The sequence below is a fragment of the Phaeobacter sp. JH20_08 genome, assembly GCF_048056635.1.
GTDB lineage: Bacteria > Pseudomonadota > Alphaproteobacteria > Rhodobacterales > Rhodobacteraceae > Phaeobacter > Phaeobacter bryozoorum.
Map to the genome: position 1 here is coordinate 238,157 of NZ_JAYMVV010000005.1, position 15,944 is coordinate 254,100.

The 15,944-nt window shown below is 60.8% G+C and carries 17 protein-coding genes; 4 read left to right on the top strand and 13 right to left on the bottom strand.

Translation table 11 applies throughout. The features are described from left to right. Positions 1-27: 27 nt before the first annotated feature. The 8 genes from VWY75_RS03215 to VWY75_RS03250 form a co-directional block, all read right to left on the bottom strand. A complete protein-coding gene (locus tag VWY75_RS03215) occupies positions 28-1,119 on the bottom strand; it encodes a zinc-binding dehydrogenase (protein ID WP_416537236.1) in 1,092 nt (363 codons plus the stop codon). A 139-nt stretch (positions 1,120-1,258) separates the two neighbouring features. Next, a complete protein-coding gene (locus VWY75_RS03220) occupies positions 1,259-2,608 on the bottom strand; it encodes a class-II fumarase/aspartase family protein (RefSeq protein WP_416537237.1) in 1,350 nt (449 codons plus the stop codon). After that, complete coding sequence (locus VWY75_RS03225; protein ID WP_416537238.1) at positions 2,608-3,330, bottom strand: alpha/beta fold hydrolase; 723 nt, start codon at positions 3,328-3,330, stop codon at positions 2,608-2,610. Before VWY75_RS03225 ends, VWY75_RS03220 begins: the two co-directional genes overlap by 1 nt. After that, complete coding sequence (gene pcaD / locus VWY75_RS03230; protein ID WP_416537239.1) at positions 3,323-4,114, bottom strand: 3-oxoadipate enol-lactonase; 792 nt, start codon at positions 4,112-4,114, stop codon at positions 3,323-3,325. The genes VWY75_RS03225 and pcaD overlap by 8 nt, the downstream gene beginning before the upstream one ends. A gap of 96 nt (positions 4,115-4,210) precedes the next feature. Continuing rightward, complete coding sequence (locus tag VWY75_RS03235) at positions 4,211-5,413, bottom strand: endonuclease/exonuclease/phosphatase family protein (RefSeq protein WP_416537240.1); 1,203 nt, start codon at positions 5,411-5,413, stop codon at positions 4,211-4,213. 52 nt (positions 5,414-5,465) lie between these two features. Further along, positions 5,466-6,440, bottom strand: coding sequence for a threonine ammonia-lyase (locus tag VWY75_RS03240; protein WP_416537241.1), 975 nt, complete (start codon positions 6,438-6,440; stop codon positions 5,466-5,468). Further along, positions 6,437-7,309 carry an alpha/beta fold hydrolase gene (locus VWY75_RS03245; protein ID WP_416537325.1) on the bottom strand — a complete coding sequence of 291 codons (873 nt, stop codon included), beginning with the start codon at positions 7,307-7,309 and terminating at the stop codon, positions 6,437-6,439. The genes VWY75_RS03240 and VWY75_RS03245 overlap by 4 nt, the downstream gene beginning before the upstream one ends. A 7-nt stretch (positions 7,310-7,316) precedes the next feature. Next, the gene (locus VWY75_RS03250) at positions 7,317-8,003 is read right to left on the bottom strand and encodes a haloacid dehalogenase type II (RefSeq protein ID WP_416537242.1); all 687 of its coding nucleotides are present in this window, start codon (positions 8,001-8,003) and stop codon (positions 7,317-7,319) included. Positions 8,004-8,201: 198 nt separating this feature from the next. Here VWY75_RS03250 and VWY75_RS03255 point away from each other — a divergent pair, with 198 nt between their 5' ends. Together VWY75_RS03255 and VWY75_RS03260 are read left to right on the top strand one after the other, a co-directional pair. Next, complete coding sequence (locus VWY75_RS03255) at positions 8,202-8,630, top strand: FKBP-type peptidyl-prolyl cis-trans isomerase (RefSeq protein ID WP_340544413.1); 429 nt, start codon at positions 8,202-8,204, stop codon at positions 8,628-8,630. A gap of 83 nt (positions 8,631-8,713) precedes the next feature. After that, positions 8,714-9,787, top strand: coding sequence for an NAD(P)H-dependent flavin oxidoreductase (locus tag VWY75_RS03260; protein ID WP_416537243.1), 1,074 nt, complete (start codon positions 8,714-8,716; stop codon positions 9,785-9,787). Positions 9,788-9,862: 75 nt separating this feature from the next. Here VWY75_RS03260 and VWY75_RS03265 read toward each other — a convergent pair whose 3' ends face one another. From VWY75_RS03265 to fabA, 3 genes are read right to left on the bottom strand one after another with little or no spacing between them, the layout of a single operon-like run. Further along, positions 9,863-10,654 carry an enoyl-ACP reductase FabI gene (locus tag VWY75_RS03265; RefSeq protein WP_340544415.1) on the bottom strand — a complete coding sequence of 264 codons (792 nt, stop codon included), beginning with the start codon at positions 10,652-10,654 and terminating at the stop codon, positions 9,863-9,865. Between the two features lie 6 nt (positions 10,655-10,660). Continuing rightward, entirely contained in the window at positions 10,661-11,890 is a 1,230-nt protein-coding gene (gene fabB / locus VWY75_RS03270) for a beta-ketoacyl-ACP synthase I (RefSeq protein WP_416536514.1), read from the bottom strand. 46 nt (positions 11,891-11,936) lie between these two features. Then, on the bottom strand, positions 11,937-12,446 hold the full coding sequence (fabA, locus tag VWY75_RS03275; protein WP_340544418.1) for a bifunctional 3-hydroxydecanoyl-ACP dehydratase/trans-2-decenoyl-ACP isomerase: 510 nt from the start codon (positions 12,444-12,446) through the stop codon (positions 11,937-11,939). Between the two features lie 234 nt (positions 12,447-12,680). Here fabA and irrA point away from each other — a divergent pair, with 234 nt between their 5' ends. Beyond that, positions 12,681-13,097 carry an iron response transcriptional regulator IrrA gene (irrA, locus tag VWY75_RS03280; protein WP_260099685.1) on the top strand — a complete coding sequence of 139 codons (417 nt, stop codon included), beginning with the start codon at positions 12,681-12,683 and terminating at the stop codon, positions 13,095-13,097. Positions 13,098-13,132: 35 nt separating this feature from the next. Here the strand turns inward: irrA and VWY75_RS03285 are convergent, their stop codons facing one another. Next, entirely contained in the window at positions 13,133-14,032 is a 900-nt protein-coding gene (locus VWY75_RS03285) for a LysR family transcriptional regulator (RefSeq protein ID WP_416537244.1), read from the bottom strand. 125 nt (positions 14,033-14,157) lie between these two features. Here VWY75_RS03285 and VWY75_RS03290 point away from each other — a divergent pair, with 125 nt between their 5' ends. Then, positions 14,158-14,955 (top strand): phytanoyl-CoA dioxygenase family protein, encoded by a 798-nt coding sequence (locus VWY75_RS03290; RefSeq protein ID WP_416537245.1) that lies wholly within the window; start codon positions 14,158-14,160, stop codon positions 14,953-14,955. Between the two features lie 36 nt (positions 14,956-14,991). Here the strand turns inward: VWY75_RS03290 and VWY75_RS03295 are convergent, their stop codons facing one another. Beyond that, positions 14,992-15,861, bottom strand: coding sequence for a hypothetical protein (locus VWY75_RS03295; RefSeq protein ID WP_416537246.1), 870 nt, complete (start codon positions 15,859-15,861; stop codon positions 14,992-14,994). Positions 15,862-15,944: the final 83 nt, after the last annotated feature.

Here is a 15,944-nt window from a genome sequence, read left to right on the forward strand (position 1 = left end):
GTCATTTCCCCGTGGCTACTGAACGGTTTATTGGTCGAAAACGATGATGTTGCGGCGCGCCGAGCCCGTCTTGGTGTCTGCGATCGCTGCATTGATCTCTTCAAGCCGCCACCGGCCGGAGATCAGCTCGTCCAGCTTCAAACGTCCTTGTTTGTAGAGGTCTACCATCCATGGAATATCGCGCTGGATAACGACGTCGCCCATTTTCGACCCGATCATGCCCTGACCGATAGCCGCCATGATCACGGGTTCGTAGCTGGCTTTCGCGCCGGAATGGGGCATGCCGATCATCACCATGCGCCCACCGACACCGAGATACCTTGTGGCCTGATCGTAGGCGGGGATCGCACCAACGGTGACCAGGACGACATCTGCACCGCGACCGCCAAGCGCTTTGTAGGCGGCCTTCCAAGGGGCATCCAGACTGCCGAGAACCGTATGGGTGGCCCCGAACTCTTCGGCAATGGCCAGCTTGTCCTCGCTGAGGTCGACAGCGACGATGCGGCGGGCGCCGGCGATACGGGCGCCCTGAATCGCATTGAGGCCGACACCGCCTGCACCAATCACCACAACATCCTGGCCTGCGCGCAGCTGGGCGGCGTTCACCGCAGCGCCGACACCGGTGATCACGCCGCAGGACAGAAGTGCGGCAACGTCTTTACCCAGATCTGCCGGAATTTTCACAATCTGGCGTTGGTCAACCACCACCCGCTCTGCAAATGCACCGCAGGCCATGGCCTGCATCAGGGGGGAACCTGCAAGGGTTTTCAGCGGGCCATTGATAGCATCATAGGGGGTCTCGCACAGCGTTGGAGCGCCCCCTGCACAGCTGGGACAGCTGCCGCAGGAGCGGATCAGGGTCACGACCACGCTGTCGCCTTCGGCGAAGCCATGAACATGCTCGCCAACGGCGCTGATCACGCCGGCAGCCTCGTGACCATAGACAGCGGGCAGGAAACCGCCCCAGGCACCCTCCGCATAGGAGATATCACTGTGGCAGATCGCGACGGCATCCAGTGTGACCTCCACTTCACCGCTACGCGGCGCGGCAAGCTGGACATCCTCGATCACAAGCGGGCTGCCGAACTGATGGCATACGGCTGCTTTAACGATAGGCATGTCGCGTCTCTCCCCTTTTAGTGGTCACGGTGGACCGGGGGAAGCGAGCCCGCAAGCCCGAAACCGTCTGTGACGCGTCGTATCTTGAAGACGAATTGGCGCAGGGGGCAGGGAAACGGTTGCGCCGATCACCGCCGGGTCAGGAGGGATTTCGTCTGGCTTGCAGGGCGGTGACGCTTCTCGCAAATTGCTGTGCTTCTTCCGGGGCAGAGCCAAGTTGCCGTGCTGCGTCAAAGATCGCGGTGTGATCAAGCTCTGGATAATGCGCGACCGTGATTTCCTGCAACGACTTTCCGTCTTGGGCGGCCTTGGCACAGAGCTCCTTGACCATCGCCTGCGCCTCACCGCGCCGCATATGCTCAGCCAGAGCAAAGCTCAACGCTTCGGCATGAATGGTACCGTTGGCAGCGTTCAGATTGTGCCGCATGCGGTCGACATCCGGTGTCAGCCCCCGGGTCATGGAATTGGCAATCCGCACGGCACTGGCGGCGCAGAAAACGGTCTGCGGCAGGCTTAACCATTCGCCGAGCCAGCTTGTGCCGTCCCGTTGGTGCTGATGGCCAGCAGAATGATGCAGGGCCGAGAGCTGGGCGTTTGCCTGCGACGTCAGCGCAACCAATGCGGAGGCGCCTACCGGGTTTTGCTTCTGTGGCATTGTGGATGAGGCGCCGCGACTGCTGATCGCAATCTCATCAATACCACTCTGACGGAGGGCGAGGCAGTCAGTACCTAGTTTGCCCAATGCAACGCAGACCCGGGTAAACCAATCGGCAATACGCAAGACCGGCGTGCGGTCGGTATGCCAACTGCGACCCGGATCGGCGAGCGACAGACCGGCGGCCAGTTCTGCGCGCAGCTCCGCAACCCGGGGGCCAAGCGCGCCAGAGGTGCCCGCGGCGCCTGAAAGTGACACCAGCAGACAGCTGTCGCGCAACCTTGGCAATTCGTCCAACAGCCCAAGCAGGGGCTGTCCCCAGGCGGCCACGACAGCGCCAAAACTTGTTGGCGTGGCCAGCTGGCCGTAGGTGCGTGCGGCCATCGGCAGGCTGGCATGGGCTTCAGCCAAATCGGAGAGCTGGGCCAGCAGCGCCATCAGATCTCCTTCCACCGCCGCAAGCGCCTGTCGCAGGCGTAGCATCAGCGCGCTGTCCATGATGTCCTGCGAGGTGGCGCCCCAATGAACATATTGTGCATGTTCCGGCGCGCTCATCTCGCTCCGCAGCGCTGCGACCAGACCTGGAACCGGCACGCCGTTCTGCCCAGCCGCGGCAGCCAGTGCCCCAGGATCAAGAGCGACCTCCATCACGGCGCGTCCGATCGCGGCGGCGCTGTCTTCGGGGATAATGCCGACTTTGCCCTGCGCCTTCGCTAGAGCACCTTCGACCAGTAGCATGGCACGGATTTCAGCACTGTCTGAAAACAGCCGGGAGACATCTCCGGCAGGAAAAAGCGCGGCATAGAGCTGACTGTCAAAAAGAGAAGCGGCCATCAGAGATCTTTCACTAAGGTTGCCATCACCGTTGCCAGTTGATCGGGCGCGGCAAAGAACGGCGAATGTGACGTGTCGAGATTTTTTACCCGATCAGTGGGCCAATCCGCCACCATTTCTGCCTGATACTCTGGCGGGATGACGCGATCTTGGGTGCATCGAATATAGGCTTTTGGTGTCGCGGCCCATTGTGGACCCAGTTTCACGGGCGTGTCTTGCGGCCTGATCGGCTGCGGTGCCAGTCGCGACAGCGCATAGTCCACCACTGACCTCGGGCAATCGTGGTATAGCAGATCCGGTGCGGCTTCGGGGTCGAAACAGTAGCTTTGCCCGTCCGCGGTTTTCAAAACCTTGCCGATGAGCGGTTGGCTTGGGCCGCGTTTGCGCATGTCGATCATCGACAGGCCATTCCAGGGGACATAGGCGCAAAGGTAAATCAATCCACGCAGCGGTGGGCCGATATCGGCTGCGGCTGAAATCGGGTAGCCGGCCCAGGAATGGCCCACAACGATAGTCTCTGATCGCGCGGCGTCGCGGACAGCGGCTACGGTTTCCTCCAAAGTGACAGCGACTGGATCGCACCCCCGCGCGTTGCCGCCTATACGAGGGCCGGGAAGGTCGATGGTTCGTGCGTTGACCCCGCGTGCTTCCAGTTGAGGCAGGACGTCGCGCCAGCACCACGAACCGTGGCAGGAGCCGTGGACCAGCAGCAGATCAGTCAATATGCCCGAGCTCCCTCAGGAAGGTCACCAAACGGTCGGCAAAGATATCGGGCTCTTCGACACAGGGAAGATGTCCGGCGCGGCGGATCAGCTCGAACCTTGATCCGGGGATTAAATCCACCGTTTCGCGAACCAGATCTGCCGGCGTTGCACCATCATCCGATCCCGCGATGCCCAAGGTTGGCAGGCGCAGGCCGCTGGTTGGGGTGTAAAAATCAGTTCCGGCGATGGCCGCGCAGCAGCCGATATAGCCTTCGACCGATTGCCCAAGCAGCTGGGCGCGCCAATGGGCCAGCTCCGGGGACCTGTAGAAGGCTGGAGCAAACCAGTTCTGCATGATCGTGTCGGCGACCGCATCAAGCCCATCCTGCTTGATCGCATCAATGCGCTGTTGCCATTTGGCGGGGGTGCCAATCTTGGCCGCCGTATTCGAGAGCACCAGTCCGCGTATCAGATCCAGCCGCTTGACGGCCAGCCCCTGCGCGATCATCCCGCCGATCGACAAACCAACATAAATACAGTCCCGCACCCCCAGATGATCCAGCAGGCGCTCGGCATCGCGTACCAGAGCGCCCATCGAATAGGGAGCGGGCGTGGCTGACGTGCCGCCATGGCCGCGCAGGTCATAGCGAATGATGCGCAGCGACGGCGGCAAGCGCTTCACCACGTCGTCCCAGACATGCAGATCGGTGCCGAGGGAATTGGCGAACACCAGCGTCGGGCCGTCAGGCGGTCCATCCAATTGATAGTTCACCCGGATGTCGCCCAGATCTGCAAGCGGCATGGAACTCCTCCTGAGCCTATTTGATGCGCTTCCCTAGCCTGCGTGTTTCAGGACGTAAACCCGATCCGAGCACCGCCATGCGGCTGGATCGCGGCTCTATTCGGCAGTCTCGAGCCGCATATGGGCCATGATTTGCCCATGGTCGGAGGCCAGCTTGTTATAAGGCGCTTCTGGATGGCTGCCATCAGTAAGGTGGTCGTTGAAGACGCTGAAATATTGCATTTCGCCGATGGCCCCTGTCCATTCGGGATCAAAATGGCGGGACATATAGATCTGATCGATGCTTTGATGCACTCCTCCGAATGTGGTGGTGTATACCACGTCACGGAGAGATTTCTTGAGAAACAGCTTTTCCGCCGAACGCAGGCGAACCCGGTCGATCATCTCCCGGATCTGACGGTCTTCGTCCGGATTGTAGCGATCTCCCGAGTGGCGAGCGTCATGCCGCAGCATCCAGGAGTAGTTGCGAAACGGTGTCTCGCCGCTGATGATTTCAGAGCTGACGGCATCCTCGCCATCATTGAAGTCTCCCAGGACCATGACCGGCCGGTCCTGTTCCAGCTCGTCCAGGATGGCGCGGCGCAGAACCCAGGCCTCGGCCATACGCCGCAGAGCTGCCCGTAACGCGCCCATGGCCCGCCCACTGGCATCATAAGCCGTGAGCACGGTTTCGGGCGCATAAGGCACCCCAAGTGGTGTTATGAACTCGCCCAGTTTCGATTTCAGGTGGCAGTTGAATACGCTGATGATCTGGTTCGCGACGGGAATGCGGGCCTTCATGATCGGTCGAGACAGCCGTCGCAGCGTGTAGTAGCCCGCGTCATCCTCGCCGCCCAGGCAGGCCATCGGGATATCCAGCGGCAGCGGCAGGTCCTGAATAATCTCGACCGGTTCCACAAAACCCGTACGTGACAGAATCGCGAGACCGGGGCGACGCTTGCCCGGAGTGTCGTGGTCATTCGTATTGGCAGCATAGGCCAGCTTGGCATCGGTATAGGGCGTGTAGACGAGTTTGCGGAATATGGCCTTGCGGTGATAGCGTTTGGAGCGATCGGGCAGGGTCGCGGCGTTTACCTGTTTGCCACGCCGATCGGTTTCGGCGACCACCTCGCGCAGCGTCGCCTCATCGAAGATTTCCTGAAACCCCACGATATCGGCATCGAGCGTCAGCAGCTGATCGGCCAACCAATCGGATTTCCAAGCATATTCCTCGGGCGTGTAGCTTTGAAACCTGTAGTATTCTTGATCGGGACCGATCAGGTTCTTCACATTGAAGGAGGCGATAGTGAACTCGGTCATAGGGGCACTCCAGGGGCGAAGGGCACCGGATCGACCGGTGCGAGTGTGAAGCCTATCCGAACTTTTGTAGCGCTTCGGCAAAAATGGCGGGGTCGACATTACCACCGGTCGCAATGGCAATCGCGCTCGATCCGTTGAGGTGGTCTGCGTGAAACAATGCTGCCGCCAGCGAGACAGCACCGCCAGGCTCCAGCACGATTTTGAGCCTCGAAAAGGCCAGCGCCATGGCGTGCATGGCCTCGTCTTCGCTGACAGCAATTCCGGAACCGCAGAGCCGTGACAGGATCGGGAAGGTGATTTCGCCGGGTGCAGGCGTGAGAATAGCGTCACAGAGTGAGCCGGCCGTGGTCTCATTGCGACAGATCCGCCCGGCGGCCAGTGACCTGGCAACGTCATCGAACCCCTGCGGTTCACAGGGGCGAACCCGCATTTTTGGCGCAGCGTGTTCCAGCGCCAAGGCAACCCCCGAAGTCAAACCACCACCGCCGCAGCAGACCAGAACATCCGCCTCGGTCACGTCTTGTTCAGCAGCCTGTCGGGCGATTTCCAGACCAACTGTGCCCTGACCGGCGATGACCTCGTCGTCGTCGTAGGGCTTGATCAGGGTGAGGCCGCGAGTCTCTGCCAGCTCTGCCCCAATGGCGTCACGATTATCGGTGGCGCGATTGAACAGCACCACCTCTGCGCCGAGCGCACGGGTGTTGGCGATCTTAATTCTTGGGGCGTCCTGCGGCATCAGGATCACGGCGGGTGTGCCATGGGCGGCCGCCGCTGCGGCCACACCCTGCGCATGATTGCCACTTGAATAAGCAAGCACGCCTTTCTTGCGCTGATCCTGGCTGAGCGCAGACAGCGCGGCCCAGCCCCCCCGGAACTTGAACGATCCGGTATGTTGCAGGCACTCGGCCTTGATCAGTACCCGGCGACCCGCGATGTCGTCCAGAAAGGGGGAGGAGAGCAACGGCGTTTCGCGGGCGTGGCCCCGCAGGCGCTCCGCAGCGGCACTGATTGCGGCAAAGGATGTCATTGGGCGACCTCGAGAATTCGGTGGATAAGGGCAAGCGCCTTGGGTTCGTCCAGAAACGGGACATGGCCGCGATCCGGCACTTCCATGGCGATCAGGTCCGGCAGACGGCGCTGCATGTTCTCGTAGGTCTCAGCCGTCAGAATGTCGGAGTTCGCGCCGCGGATCACGCCGCAGGGCAGACCTTCAAGTGATTGAAACAATGGCCAGAGATCCGGCGCTGGCCCCGCTGCAGCCTGCGCCAAGAGAGCTTCACGCAACCGGGCGTCATAGCGCAGCGCCAAACCCGTCCGGGTCTGCGTGTAAAAAACCTCGGCTTCTTCGCGCCAGCGTGTCATCGGCACATCGGGAAACGCTGGCGCCATATGGGTCGCAAGCGCCGAGGCGGCTTCTTCGTGGGTTTTGGCTGCCGGACGATATCCGACATAGGCCATAATCCGGGTGATCCCATCTGCCGGAATTTCTGGCCCGACATCGTTCAGGATGACACCGGCCAATCGCTCCTTGTGTAGAGCGGCCAGTGCCATCGCCACCAACCCGCCGCGCGAGGTGCCGAGCAGCGTCACGCGATCAATGCCCAGATGGTCCAGCAGCTCGATCACATCTTGCGCCTCGCGCGGGACCGAATAGCTATGGATATCGTCTGCATATTGAGACCGGCCCCGACCCCGGGCGTCCAGGGTGATCAGGCGATGGCCATGAATATGCGGCCGCAGGTAGCGAAAGTCCTGCCCGTCGCGTGTGAGCCCTGCCAGGCACAATAGGGGTGGGCGGGAAATGGCTGTTGTCTGGGGGGCGAAGTCTGGATCGTCATAGGCCAGCTCCAGCCCGTCAGAGCTGGTAAAATATGAGAGTGCGCGTGGCGTGTTCAGCACGGGTTTATCCCCCCGCCAGGTCAGGGATACTGGCCAGATTCCTCAGCACGTGATGCGGCCTCCACGGCAGGCGATCCATAGGTTCACAACTTCGGTTCACCCAAGCCGTGGTAAACCCGTATCCCGCCGCACCGGCAGCGTCCCAGCCGTTGGAGGACACGAAAAGCACTTCATCGTGCTGGCAGCCAAAGCGTTTGCCGACAAGGTCATAGACCTGCGGGTCCGGTTTAAAGACACCAACGCTTTCGACAGAGAGCACATCGTCCAGCAGGTCGCCGACCCCTGCGGATTGAACGGCTCCGTCCAGCATCTCGGGTGATCCGTTGGAGAGGATTGCGGTCTGCAGGCCCGCAGTCTTGAGGGCGCGCAGCATCTGCGGAACCTCATCATAGGCCTGAAGCTGCCAGTAGAGATCCAGCAGGCGCTTTCGCAGCTGCGGGTCACCGCTCAGGCCGGTGGCCTCCATGGCCCAATCCAACCCGTCCTGGGTGACCTGCCAGAAATCGGCATGTGAGTTTGTGATTACACGCAGCCAAGTGTATTGTAGCTGCTTCAGCCGCCAGTGGTTGGCCAGCTCTGCCCAATGGTCAATCAGATGCGGAAACTCCGGCTCACCTGCAGCTTGCCGCGCGGCCGCTGTCACATCGAACAATGTGCCATAGGCATCAAAGATACAGGTGCTGATTGCCATGGGGCCTCCGGTTCGATGTCCTGCGGTTGTCCCAGCCTAGGCGCAAACGGGGCGCAAATTCCAGCCACAATCATTTCCCGCCGCTCTGCGGACGCCCGGGAACGGTGCGACCGGGGCTGCTTCGGATCATCGGGTTTACATCACGGTGGTGTCCTATACTGTGCGCGCCTTTGTAACGTGAAAGCAACTGGAGGTCCCATGACCGAGGTAAAAAGCGGCGATACCGTACGCATCCACTACACAGGCAAGCTGACAGACGGCAGTGTCTTTGACAGCTCTGAAGGGCGCGAGCCGCTTGAGTTCACCGTCGGCTCTGGTCAGGTTATCGAGGGTATGGACGCCGGTCTGCTCGGCATGGCCGCAGGCGAGACGAAAACGCTCAACATTCCCGCGGATCAGGCCTATGGCCCCAGCCACGACGAGGCGCGGCAGAGCATTCCGCGTGAAGGGATCCCTGATGACATCCCGCTTGAGGTTGGAACACAATTGCAGATGCAGGCTCCGACGGGCGAAGTGCTGCCGGTGACCGTGGTTGAGGTGAGCGAGGCGACTGTGACCCTTGACGCCAATCATCCCCTGGCAGGCAAAGACCTGATCTTTGATATCGAGCTGGTCTCGATCAACTGATCGCATCTGAGGCGGTGCCTCTTGCGCCGCCTCGTCAAACCGGCTCTTTTGCAGCGGGATATGCCGTGGTGAAAGAGGACGGAATGACTGATATTTCCACGTCAGCCGCATTGATGGATCTTCTGGGTATATCCGTGCCGATTCTCCAGTCTCCCATGGCCGGCGTCAGCACGCCCCAGATGGCGGCGGCTGTCAGCAATGCCGGTGGGTTGGGCGCCCTGGGTATCGGAGCGGCGAGCATCGACCAGGCTGAGGAGATGCTGCGTCAAACGGTGGCACTGACTGGCCGACCCTTTAACGTCAATGTGTTCTGCCACCGGCCAGCGCTTGAGGATTCCTCCCGCGAGGCGGCCTGGCTCAGCGCCTTGGCACCGGTGTTTCACAGCTACAATACGGCGCCGCCGGAGGCGCTGCGCGAAATCTACATCAGCTTCTGCGTTGATACCGATATGCAGGAGATGCTGATTGCGCAGCGCCCGGCAGTTGTCAGCTTCCACTTCGGTTTGCCGCCGCAGGGGGTGATCTCGGCTCTGAAGTCAGCCGGCATCATCTTGCTGGCCACAGCAACCTCACTTGCCGAGGCTGCTGTGTTGGCGAGCGCCGGGATCGACGCCATTGTTGCACAGGGGTGGGAGGCCGGAGGCCATCGGGGTATCTTTGATCCGCGCGGCGCGGATCCCAGGCTTGGAACTCTTGAACTGGTCCGCGAACTGGTCACCAACCTGAACCTGCCGGTGATCGCCGCAGGCGGGTTGATGACCGGTGCCGATATTGCAAAGGCGCTGGTAGCAGGTGCCGCTGCAGCGCAGTTGGGCACCGCGTTCATCGCCTGTCCCGAGAGCAGTGCCGATGCGGGCTATCGGGCCGCCTTGCTGGCCGCGGATCCGAAAACAGAGATGACGACGGTAATTTCAGGGCGCCCGGCCCGCTGTCTGACAAACCGTTTCACCGACCTTGCGCAGAAGCTCGATCCGACGATCATTCCGGATTACCCCATTGCCTATGATGCCGGGAAAGCCCTGAATACTGCGGCGAAGCAGGCTGGCGAGCCCGGATATGGGGCGCAATGGGCCGGGCAGGGCGCTGCCGGAGTTCGTGCTATGCCTGCGGCTGATCTCATGCAGCAGCTTCTTTCAGAACTGGCTGCGGAACAGTGATGTCAAGCGGAGACAGCAACAAGAAAGGGCACCCGCTGGGTGCCCTTGGTTCTTGTGACAGGGATTGGCAGCAGGTCAGAGATTGTCCTGCTGCGGCATGCCAAGGACATGAAAACCACCGTCGACGCGGATGATCTCGCCCGTCGTGCAGGCCCCTGCGTCGGAGGCGAGATAGACGGCTGTACCACCAACCGCTTCCAACGTGGCGTTATCGCGCAATGGGGCGTTCTGCGCCGTATGTTTAAACGTCTTGCGGGCACCACCGATGGCGGCCCCTGCCAGGGTTTTCATCGGGCCGGGGGAGATGGCGTTCACACGGATGCCTTCGGGGCCGAGATCATTGGCCAGGTAACGCGTGGCGCTTTCCAATGCCGCCTTTGCGACACCCATCACGTTGTAGTTGGGCACCACTCGGTTCGATCCCTGGTAGGTCAGGGTCAGCAACGTGCCGCCATTGGCCTTCATCAGCGGGTAGGCGCGGCGCGCCACCTCGACAAAGGAATAGGCGGAGATATCCATCGAATTCTTGAAGTTCTCGCGGCTGGTGTCGAGGAAGCGTCCGGTCAGCTCGGTCTTGTCCGAATAGGCGATGGCGTGCACCACGAAGTCGACGCTGTCCCAGCGTGCCGCCAATTGCTCGAACGCGGTGTCGAGCGACGCATCATCGGTGACGTCCACATCGACCATAAAGTCGCTGCCAACGCTCTGGGCCAGCGGTTCCAACCGTTTACCAAAGGCTTCACCCTGATAGGTGAATGCCAGTTCGGCCCCCGCATCGGCCATGGCCTTGGCGATGCCCCAAGCGATCGAACGGTCGTTTGCGACCCCCATGATCAGGCCACGTTTGCCCGTCAATACTCCTGACATCCGCCGTTATCCTTTGTATTTGCTCAATACCATTGAGCCATTGGTGCCGCCAAAGCCGAAGCTGTTGGTCATTACGCTGTCAAGGCCCGCGTTTTCCACCAGCTGGGTTGCGACCTCTCCCGGCTCGATGCCCTCGGCCAGCGTGTCGACGTTGATCGACGGCGTGATGAAGTCATTGTCCAGCATCAGAAGGCAGAAGATCGCCTCCAGTGCGCCCGCCGCGCCCTGCGCATGACCGGTCATTGATTTGGTCGAAGAAATCGGCGGCACGTTGCCCGCGCCGAAAACCCGGCGGGCCGCTTCGATCTCGCCGACGTCGCCGACCGGGGTCGAGGTGCCGTGGGCGTTGATATAGTCCACCTTGCGGCCGTCCGGCAGGGATTGCAGGGCCAGACGCATGGCGCGCTCGCCGCCTTCGCCGGAGGGGGCGACCATATCGTGGCCATCGGAGGTGGCGGCAAAGCCGGTCACTTCGGCGTAGATCTTGGCACCGCGCGCCAGGGCGTGATCCAGATCCTCCAGCACGACGATACCGCCGCCACCAGAGATCACGAAACCGTCACGGTCCTGATCAAACGCGCGGGAGGCTTTCTCCGGCGTGTCGTTGTATTTGGACGACATCGCGCCCATCGCATCGAACAGGCACGATAGGGTCCAGTCCAGTTCCTCGCCACCACCGGCGAACATCACATCCTGCTTACCCATCATGATCTGCTCAGCGGCATTGCCGATACAGTGCAGCGAGGTCGAGCAGGCCGAGGTGATCGAGTAGTTGATACCTTTGATTTTGAAGGCTGTGGCCAGATTTGCCGAGATCGTGGAAGACATGCACTTGGGAACAGCAAACGGCCCGATCCGCTTCGTGGCTCCGGTTTTCAGCACGGTCTGATGGGCTGCCAGCATGGCCGATGTGGACGGCCCGCCCGAACCGGCCACCAGACCGGTCCGCTCATTCACCACTTGCTCTTCGGAGAGGCCGGCATCGGCAATTGCCTGGCTCATCGCGATATGGGCATAGGCCGCGCCAGCCCCCATAAAACGCAGGGTACGCTTGTCGACATGGTCAGCAACATTCAGCTTGAGCGTTCCCGCAATTTGGCTGCGAAAGCCATGCTCGACCATTTCTGGGCTGGCCTCGATGCCAGATTTTCCTGCTTTGAGAGAGGCAAGAACCTCTTCGGCATTGTTCCCGATGGACGAGACGATGCCCAGACCGGTGACGACGACGCGACGCATGATGCGTACTCCTATTTCTTGTTCAGGGGGCGGGGAGAGCTGCGGATCAGCTCTCGGAGAGGGCCACCTTCATGTCCTTGACCTGGTAGATAACTTCACCATCGGCTTCCACGATGCCGTCGGCAACCCCCATGGTCAGGCGACGGGTCTGGATCGCTTTGGTGAAATCGATCTTATAGGTCAGCATCTTGCGGTCGGGTCGCACCATTCCAGTCAGTTTCACCTCGCCTACACCCAGCGCATAGCCGCGACCCTGCCAGCCACGCCAGCCCAGGTTGAAGCCGGTGAGCTGCCAGAGGCCGTCAAGACCCAGACATCCGGGCATGATCGGGTTGCCGGGGAAATGACAGTCAAAGAACCACAGGTCAGGCGTGATATCGAACTCGGCGGTAATGTGACCCTTGCCGTGGGCGCCGCCATCGGCCGACACATCGGTGATGCGATCCATCATCAACATGGGAGGGGCGGGCAGCTGTGCGTTGCCAGGGCCGAACAGCTCGCCTCTGGCGCATTTCAGCAAATCGTCTTTGTCAAAGCTGCTGGGGTAATCGGCCATGCTGGCGCTTCTCCTGCCTATGTTATGATCGTGTATCTGGCTCCCTGTAGCACCCGTTTCGACTCTCCTGCAAGGGTTCCGGGTGCCGAGGGCACACCAGCATTCAGCCTGTGGCCTTCAGGTTTTTCAACTGTGACAGTCTACAGATACAGATCGGAGCTACGCAAATTGAATTGAATGCAAGGACCCTTTCGGCCTATAAATGCGGCCAGCAACGCTATGCAGGACCGCTACATGACGCCAACACCAGCAGATATCGCTACCAACTGGCTGGAAACAGCCGGATTGCGCCCGACCCGTCAGCGGGTGGCGCTGGCAGAGTTGTTGGTGGGCGACGGCAAGCATCGCCATGTGACCGCCGAGAGCCTGTTTGACGCGGCAAAGGACAAGGGTGCAGCTGTTTCACTTGCGACGGTCTACAACACGTTGCGCGCCTTTTGCGATGCTGGCGTCTTGCAGGAAATCACAGTCGATGGGTCCAAAAGCTATTTTGACACCAATACGCACGACCACCCCCATTTTTACTGGGAAGACGAGGGGCGTCTGTCGGATGCGCCATCCGATCAGCTGGTGATCAAGAGCCTGCCCGCGGCGCCGCAGGGCGTTGAAATCGCGTCCGTCGACGTTGTGATCCGACTGCGCAAGGTCTGATCGTTGGAACGCCGGGCGCTGCGCTCATGTGCGTGCTAGAGTATTTCCGTAACCGTTTTCGCCAGAATCTGCTGCGCGGTCTCTATCACGCTGCCTTTTGACGGCGGGCTGTGGCTGATCAGGACCAAGGGCTCCTCTGCCGATGTGTCGCTGATGGGTATCGCGACCAGTGGCTTGCCATCGTAGGAGCGTAAATCGGGGGGCCTGCTGTAGGTGATGCCGATCCCTTCGCCATGGGCGGCCAGGCTGCGCAGCAGCTCGACCGATGCCGCCCGGTGGGCAATTCGGGGCAGCGCGCCAATGGATTTGAACAGGCCAAGCATGTGGCGCACGGACAATCCTTCTTCGGACAGAATCAGGGGCTGTTCGGCCAGATCGGCCAAGGACAGGCGGTCACGATCTGCAAGTGGGTGACCATTGGGCATCAGCGCTACGGGGCCGCGCCGCAACACCTCCTGCCGGACGAAGCTTGCATCCACGCCCAGGTCATAGCTGATCGCCAAGTCGATATTCCCGGCGGTCATCGAGGCCAGCAGCGGTTCAAAGTGATCCGTCCTGTAGCGGATGGCCACACCGGGCAAGCCGATCCGAAGGCGCTGCAGCGCTGGGGCCAACAGAAAGGGGGCCAGATCGGTAAAACATCCCAGGGTCAGCTGCTGGCCGTCGGTTTGATCTGCGCCCCGACGTTCCAGCCGCGCGGCCTGATCTAGGAGCGCTTGCGCACGGTCTGCGAACCTGCGGCCTTGTGGGGTCAGGATCATGCCGGCCCCGCGACGCCTCAGGAACAGGGGCTCTCCCAGCTGCGCTTCAATCCGGGCAAGCGCTGTGGACAACGCGGGCTGGCTGACATGCACGGCGGCAGCCGCCGCCGACAGGCTGCCGTGCTGAGCGATCGCGCAGACATATTCGTAGTGGCGTAGAGTTAGGTATAACATCAGTTTATTTTCTGCATACTAAGATATTATTTGAGCACGCCGCCCCGCCGGGTGCAACATCGGCCCGAAACGGGTGACTGCAACCAGATGCTGTCACCAGTACTCCCGATACCAAGGATTGATCGATGCCCCATCCCCTCATCACCCGAGACCATATTGACGATTTCCAACGCGATGGCGTTGTGTTGATCCGCGGTCTCTTCGTCGATCAGGTCGATATTCTGCGCGACGGCGTCGAGGCGAATATGGCGCAGCCCGGCCCTTATGCTTCCAACAATGAAAAACCCGGGCAGACCGGGCGGTTCTTTGATGACTATTGCAATTGGACCCGGATCCCTCAGTTTCAGCAGGCAATCGAACAATCGCCCGTGGCGGAGGTGGCCGCAGATCTGATGCAGTCCAAACGGGTGCAGATGTTCCACGACCACGTGCTGGTGAAAGAGCCGGGCACCTCCATGGCGACGCCCTGGCATCAGGATGGGCCTTATTATTTCGTCGAAGGGCAGCAGACCATCAGCTTCTGGTCGCCGCTCGATCCTGTCACGAACGCCTCGCTGCGATGCGTTGCAGGCTCGCACCGCTGGGAGAGGGAGGTGTTGCCAACGCGCTGGGTCTCCGAGGAGGGCTTCTTTGCCGATGAGGGGCAGTACATGCCGGTGCCGGATCCCGATGCCGAAGGGATGACAATCCTGGAGTGGGAGATGCAGCCAGGTGACGCCGTCGCCTTTAATTACCGGACGCTGCACGGCGCCCGCGCCAATACCAGCGAAACCCGTCGCCGCGCCTTTTCGTTGCGTCTGGTCGGGGAGGACGCGCGCTATATTGAACGCCCCGGCCCAACCTCGCCGCCCTATCCGGGCCATGACATGGTGTCGGGTCAGACCCTCCGCGAGGATTGGTTTCCCGTTCTATTGCAGCGCTAAGCTATGACAGGGTTGCGCTGCATTGGCGCTCGGACCCTAGAACCACTGTCCCGGCTCCATCAGGCCCAGATCAAGCAGCTGACGAGAATGCCAGTCAAAGGGTGCTGAGTTGTGCCATCGAAAACTGTCGATCTCAAAGGAGGATCCCGGGTTGCGTTTCAACGCCTTTGCGGTGCGAAAAGAGCAAATCGCGGCGGTCAGATTGTGGTGCCAGGGGCAGGCGTAGGTGTTGTACTCCGGTTCGTTGAACCGGTGATCCTCAAACAGCCGTAGCTCCGGTTTTGCACGGAACAGCGAAATCCGGTCGATCTTTCGGCTTGCTGCGGGGATATGTTCTTCATAGCGCCAGCGTATGCCGCCGTAGAAATCCAGCTGGCGATCAAGCGGATGGCCGGTCTGTGGATCAATGCGGGCCTGTGCATAGTAGCCGGATTTATCCAGATGCGCGGTTTCCAGCGATACGCCGTTTGGTGCTGCGTCCAGATCGGCGGCATAAAGATCAATGACATAGGTCAGCATGGCCGAGCGCCGCTCTTCGCCATGAAACCCCAAGAGTTCGACAACATTGCGGCTCTCACAGAAGGGGTAGAACAGGTACTCTGCATTATAGCAGTAATAGAGCCAGCAACCCGGTGCGGCTCTCGCGATCACCTTGTTGATGGCCTCAATCACCGCTTCACGCGCGCTACAGTCAAACGGCACACGGTGGATGCGCGTCTCCAGATCGTAGGGGATGTCGAAAGCGTCCGGCATAAAGGCCACAACGGTTGTAAAGGCGAGATCAAGATGGTGGCGCAGGGTGGTCGCAATCTCCACCTTATCCTCGACAAAGATCAGAGCGACGGGCCCTGTTGTCAGGATCTTGTCCCCGGCGCCAAGAAACCCTTCGAGTGATGAATGCATCATATCTGATTGCCTGCTGTTCTCTGCCGACTTCCCTGTCTGGCGATTGCTGCTAAAGTCGGGTAATCCGCGCGCCATTGCAAGCA

Coding starts and splice junctions, on each gene's coding strand:
- VWY75_RS03215 (WP_416537236.1), bottom strand. CDS start 1,119: ATGCCTATCGTTAAAGCAGCCGTATGCCATCAGTTCGGCAGCCCGCTT.
- VWY75_RS03220 (WP_416537237.1), bottom strand. CDS start 2,608: ATGGCCGCTTCTCTTTTTGACAGTCAGCTCTATGCCGCGCTTTTTCCT.
- pcaD (WP_416537239.1), bottom strand. CDS start 4,114: ATGCCGCTTGCAGATCTGGGCGACATCCGGGTGAACTATCAATTGGAT.
- VWY75_RS03235 (WP_416537240.1), bottom strand. CDS start 5,413: ATGACCGAGTTCACTATCGCCTCCTTCAATGTGAAGAACCTGATCGGT.
- VWY75_RS03240 (WP_416537241.1), bottom strand. CDS start 6,440: ATGACATCCTTTGCCGCAATCAGTGCCGCTGCGGAGCGCCTGCGGGGC.
- VWY75_RS03250 (WP_416537242.1), bottom strand. CDS start 8,003: ATGGCAATCAGCACCTGTATCTTTGATGCCTATGGCACATTGTTCGAT.
- VWY75_RS03255 (WP_340544413.1), top strand. CDS start 8,202: ATGACCGAGGTAAAAAGCGGCGATACCGTACGCATCCACTACACAGGC.
- VWY75_RS03260 (WP_416537243.1), top strand. CDS start 8,714: ATGACTGATATTTCCACGTCAGCCGCATTGATGGATCTTCTGGGTATA.
- VWY75_RS03265 (WP_340544415.1), bottom strand. CDS start 10,654: ATGTCAGGAGTATTGACGGGCAAACGTGGCCTGATCATGGGGGTCGCA.
- fabB (WP_416536514.1), bottom strand. CDS start 11,890: ATGCGTCGCGTCGTCGTCACCGGTCTGGGCATCGTCTCGTCCATCGGG.
- fabA (WP_340544418.1), bottom strand. CDS start 12,446: ATGGCCGATTACCCCAGCAGCTTTGACAAAGACGATTTGCTGAAATGC.
- irrA (WP_260099685.1), top strand. CDS start 12,681: ATGACGCCAACACCAGCAGATATCGCTACCAACTGGCTGGAAACAGCC.
- VWY75_RS03285 (WP_416537244.1), bottom strand. CDS start 14,032: ATGTTATACCTAACTCTACGCCACTACGAATATGTCTGCGCGATCGCT.
- VWY75_RS03290 (WP_416537245.1), top strand. CDS start 14,158: ATGCCCCATCCCCTCATCACCCGAGACCATATTGACGATTTCCAACGC.
- VWY75_RS03295 (WP_416537246.1), bottom strand. CDS start 15,861: ATGATGCATTCATCACTCGAAGGGTTTCTTGGCGCCGGGGACAAGATC.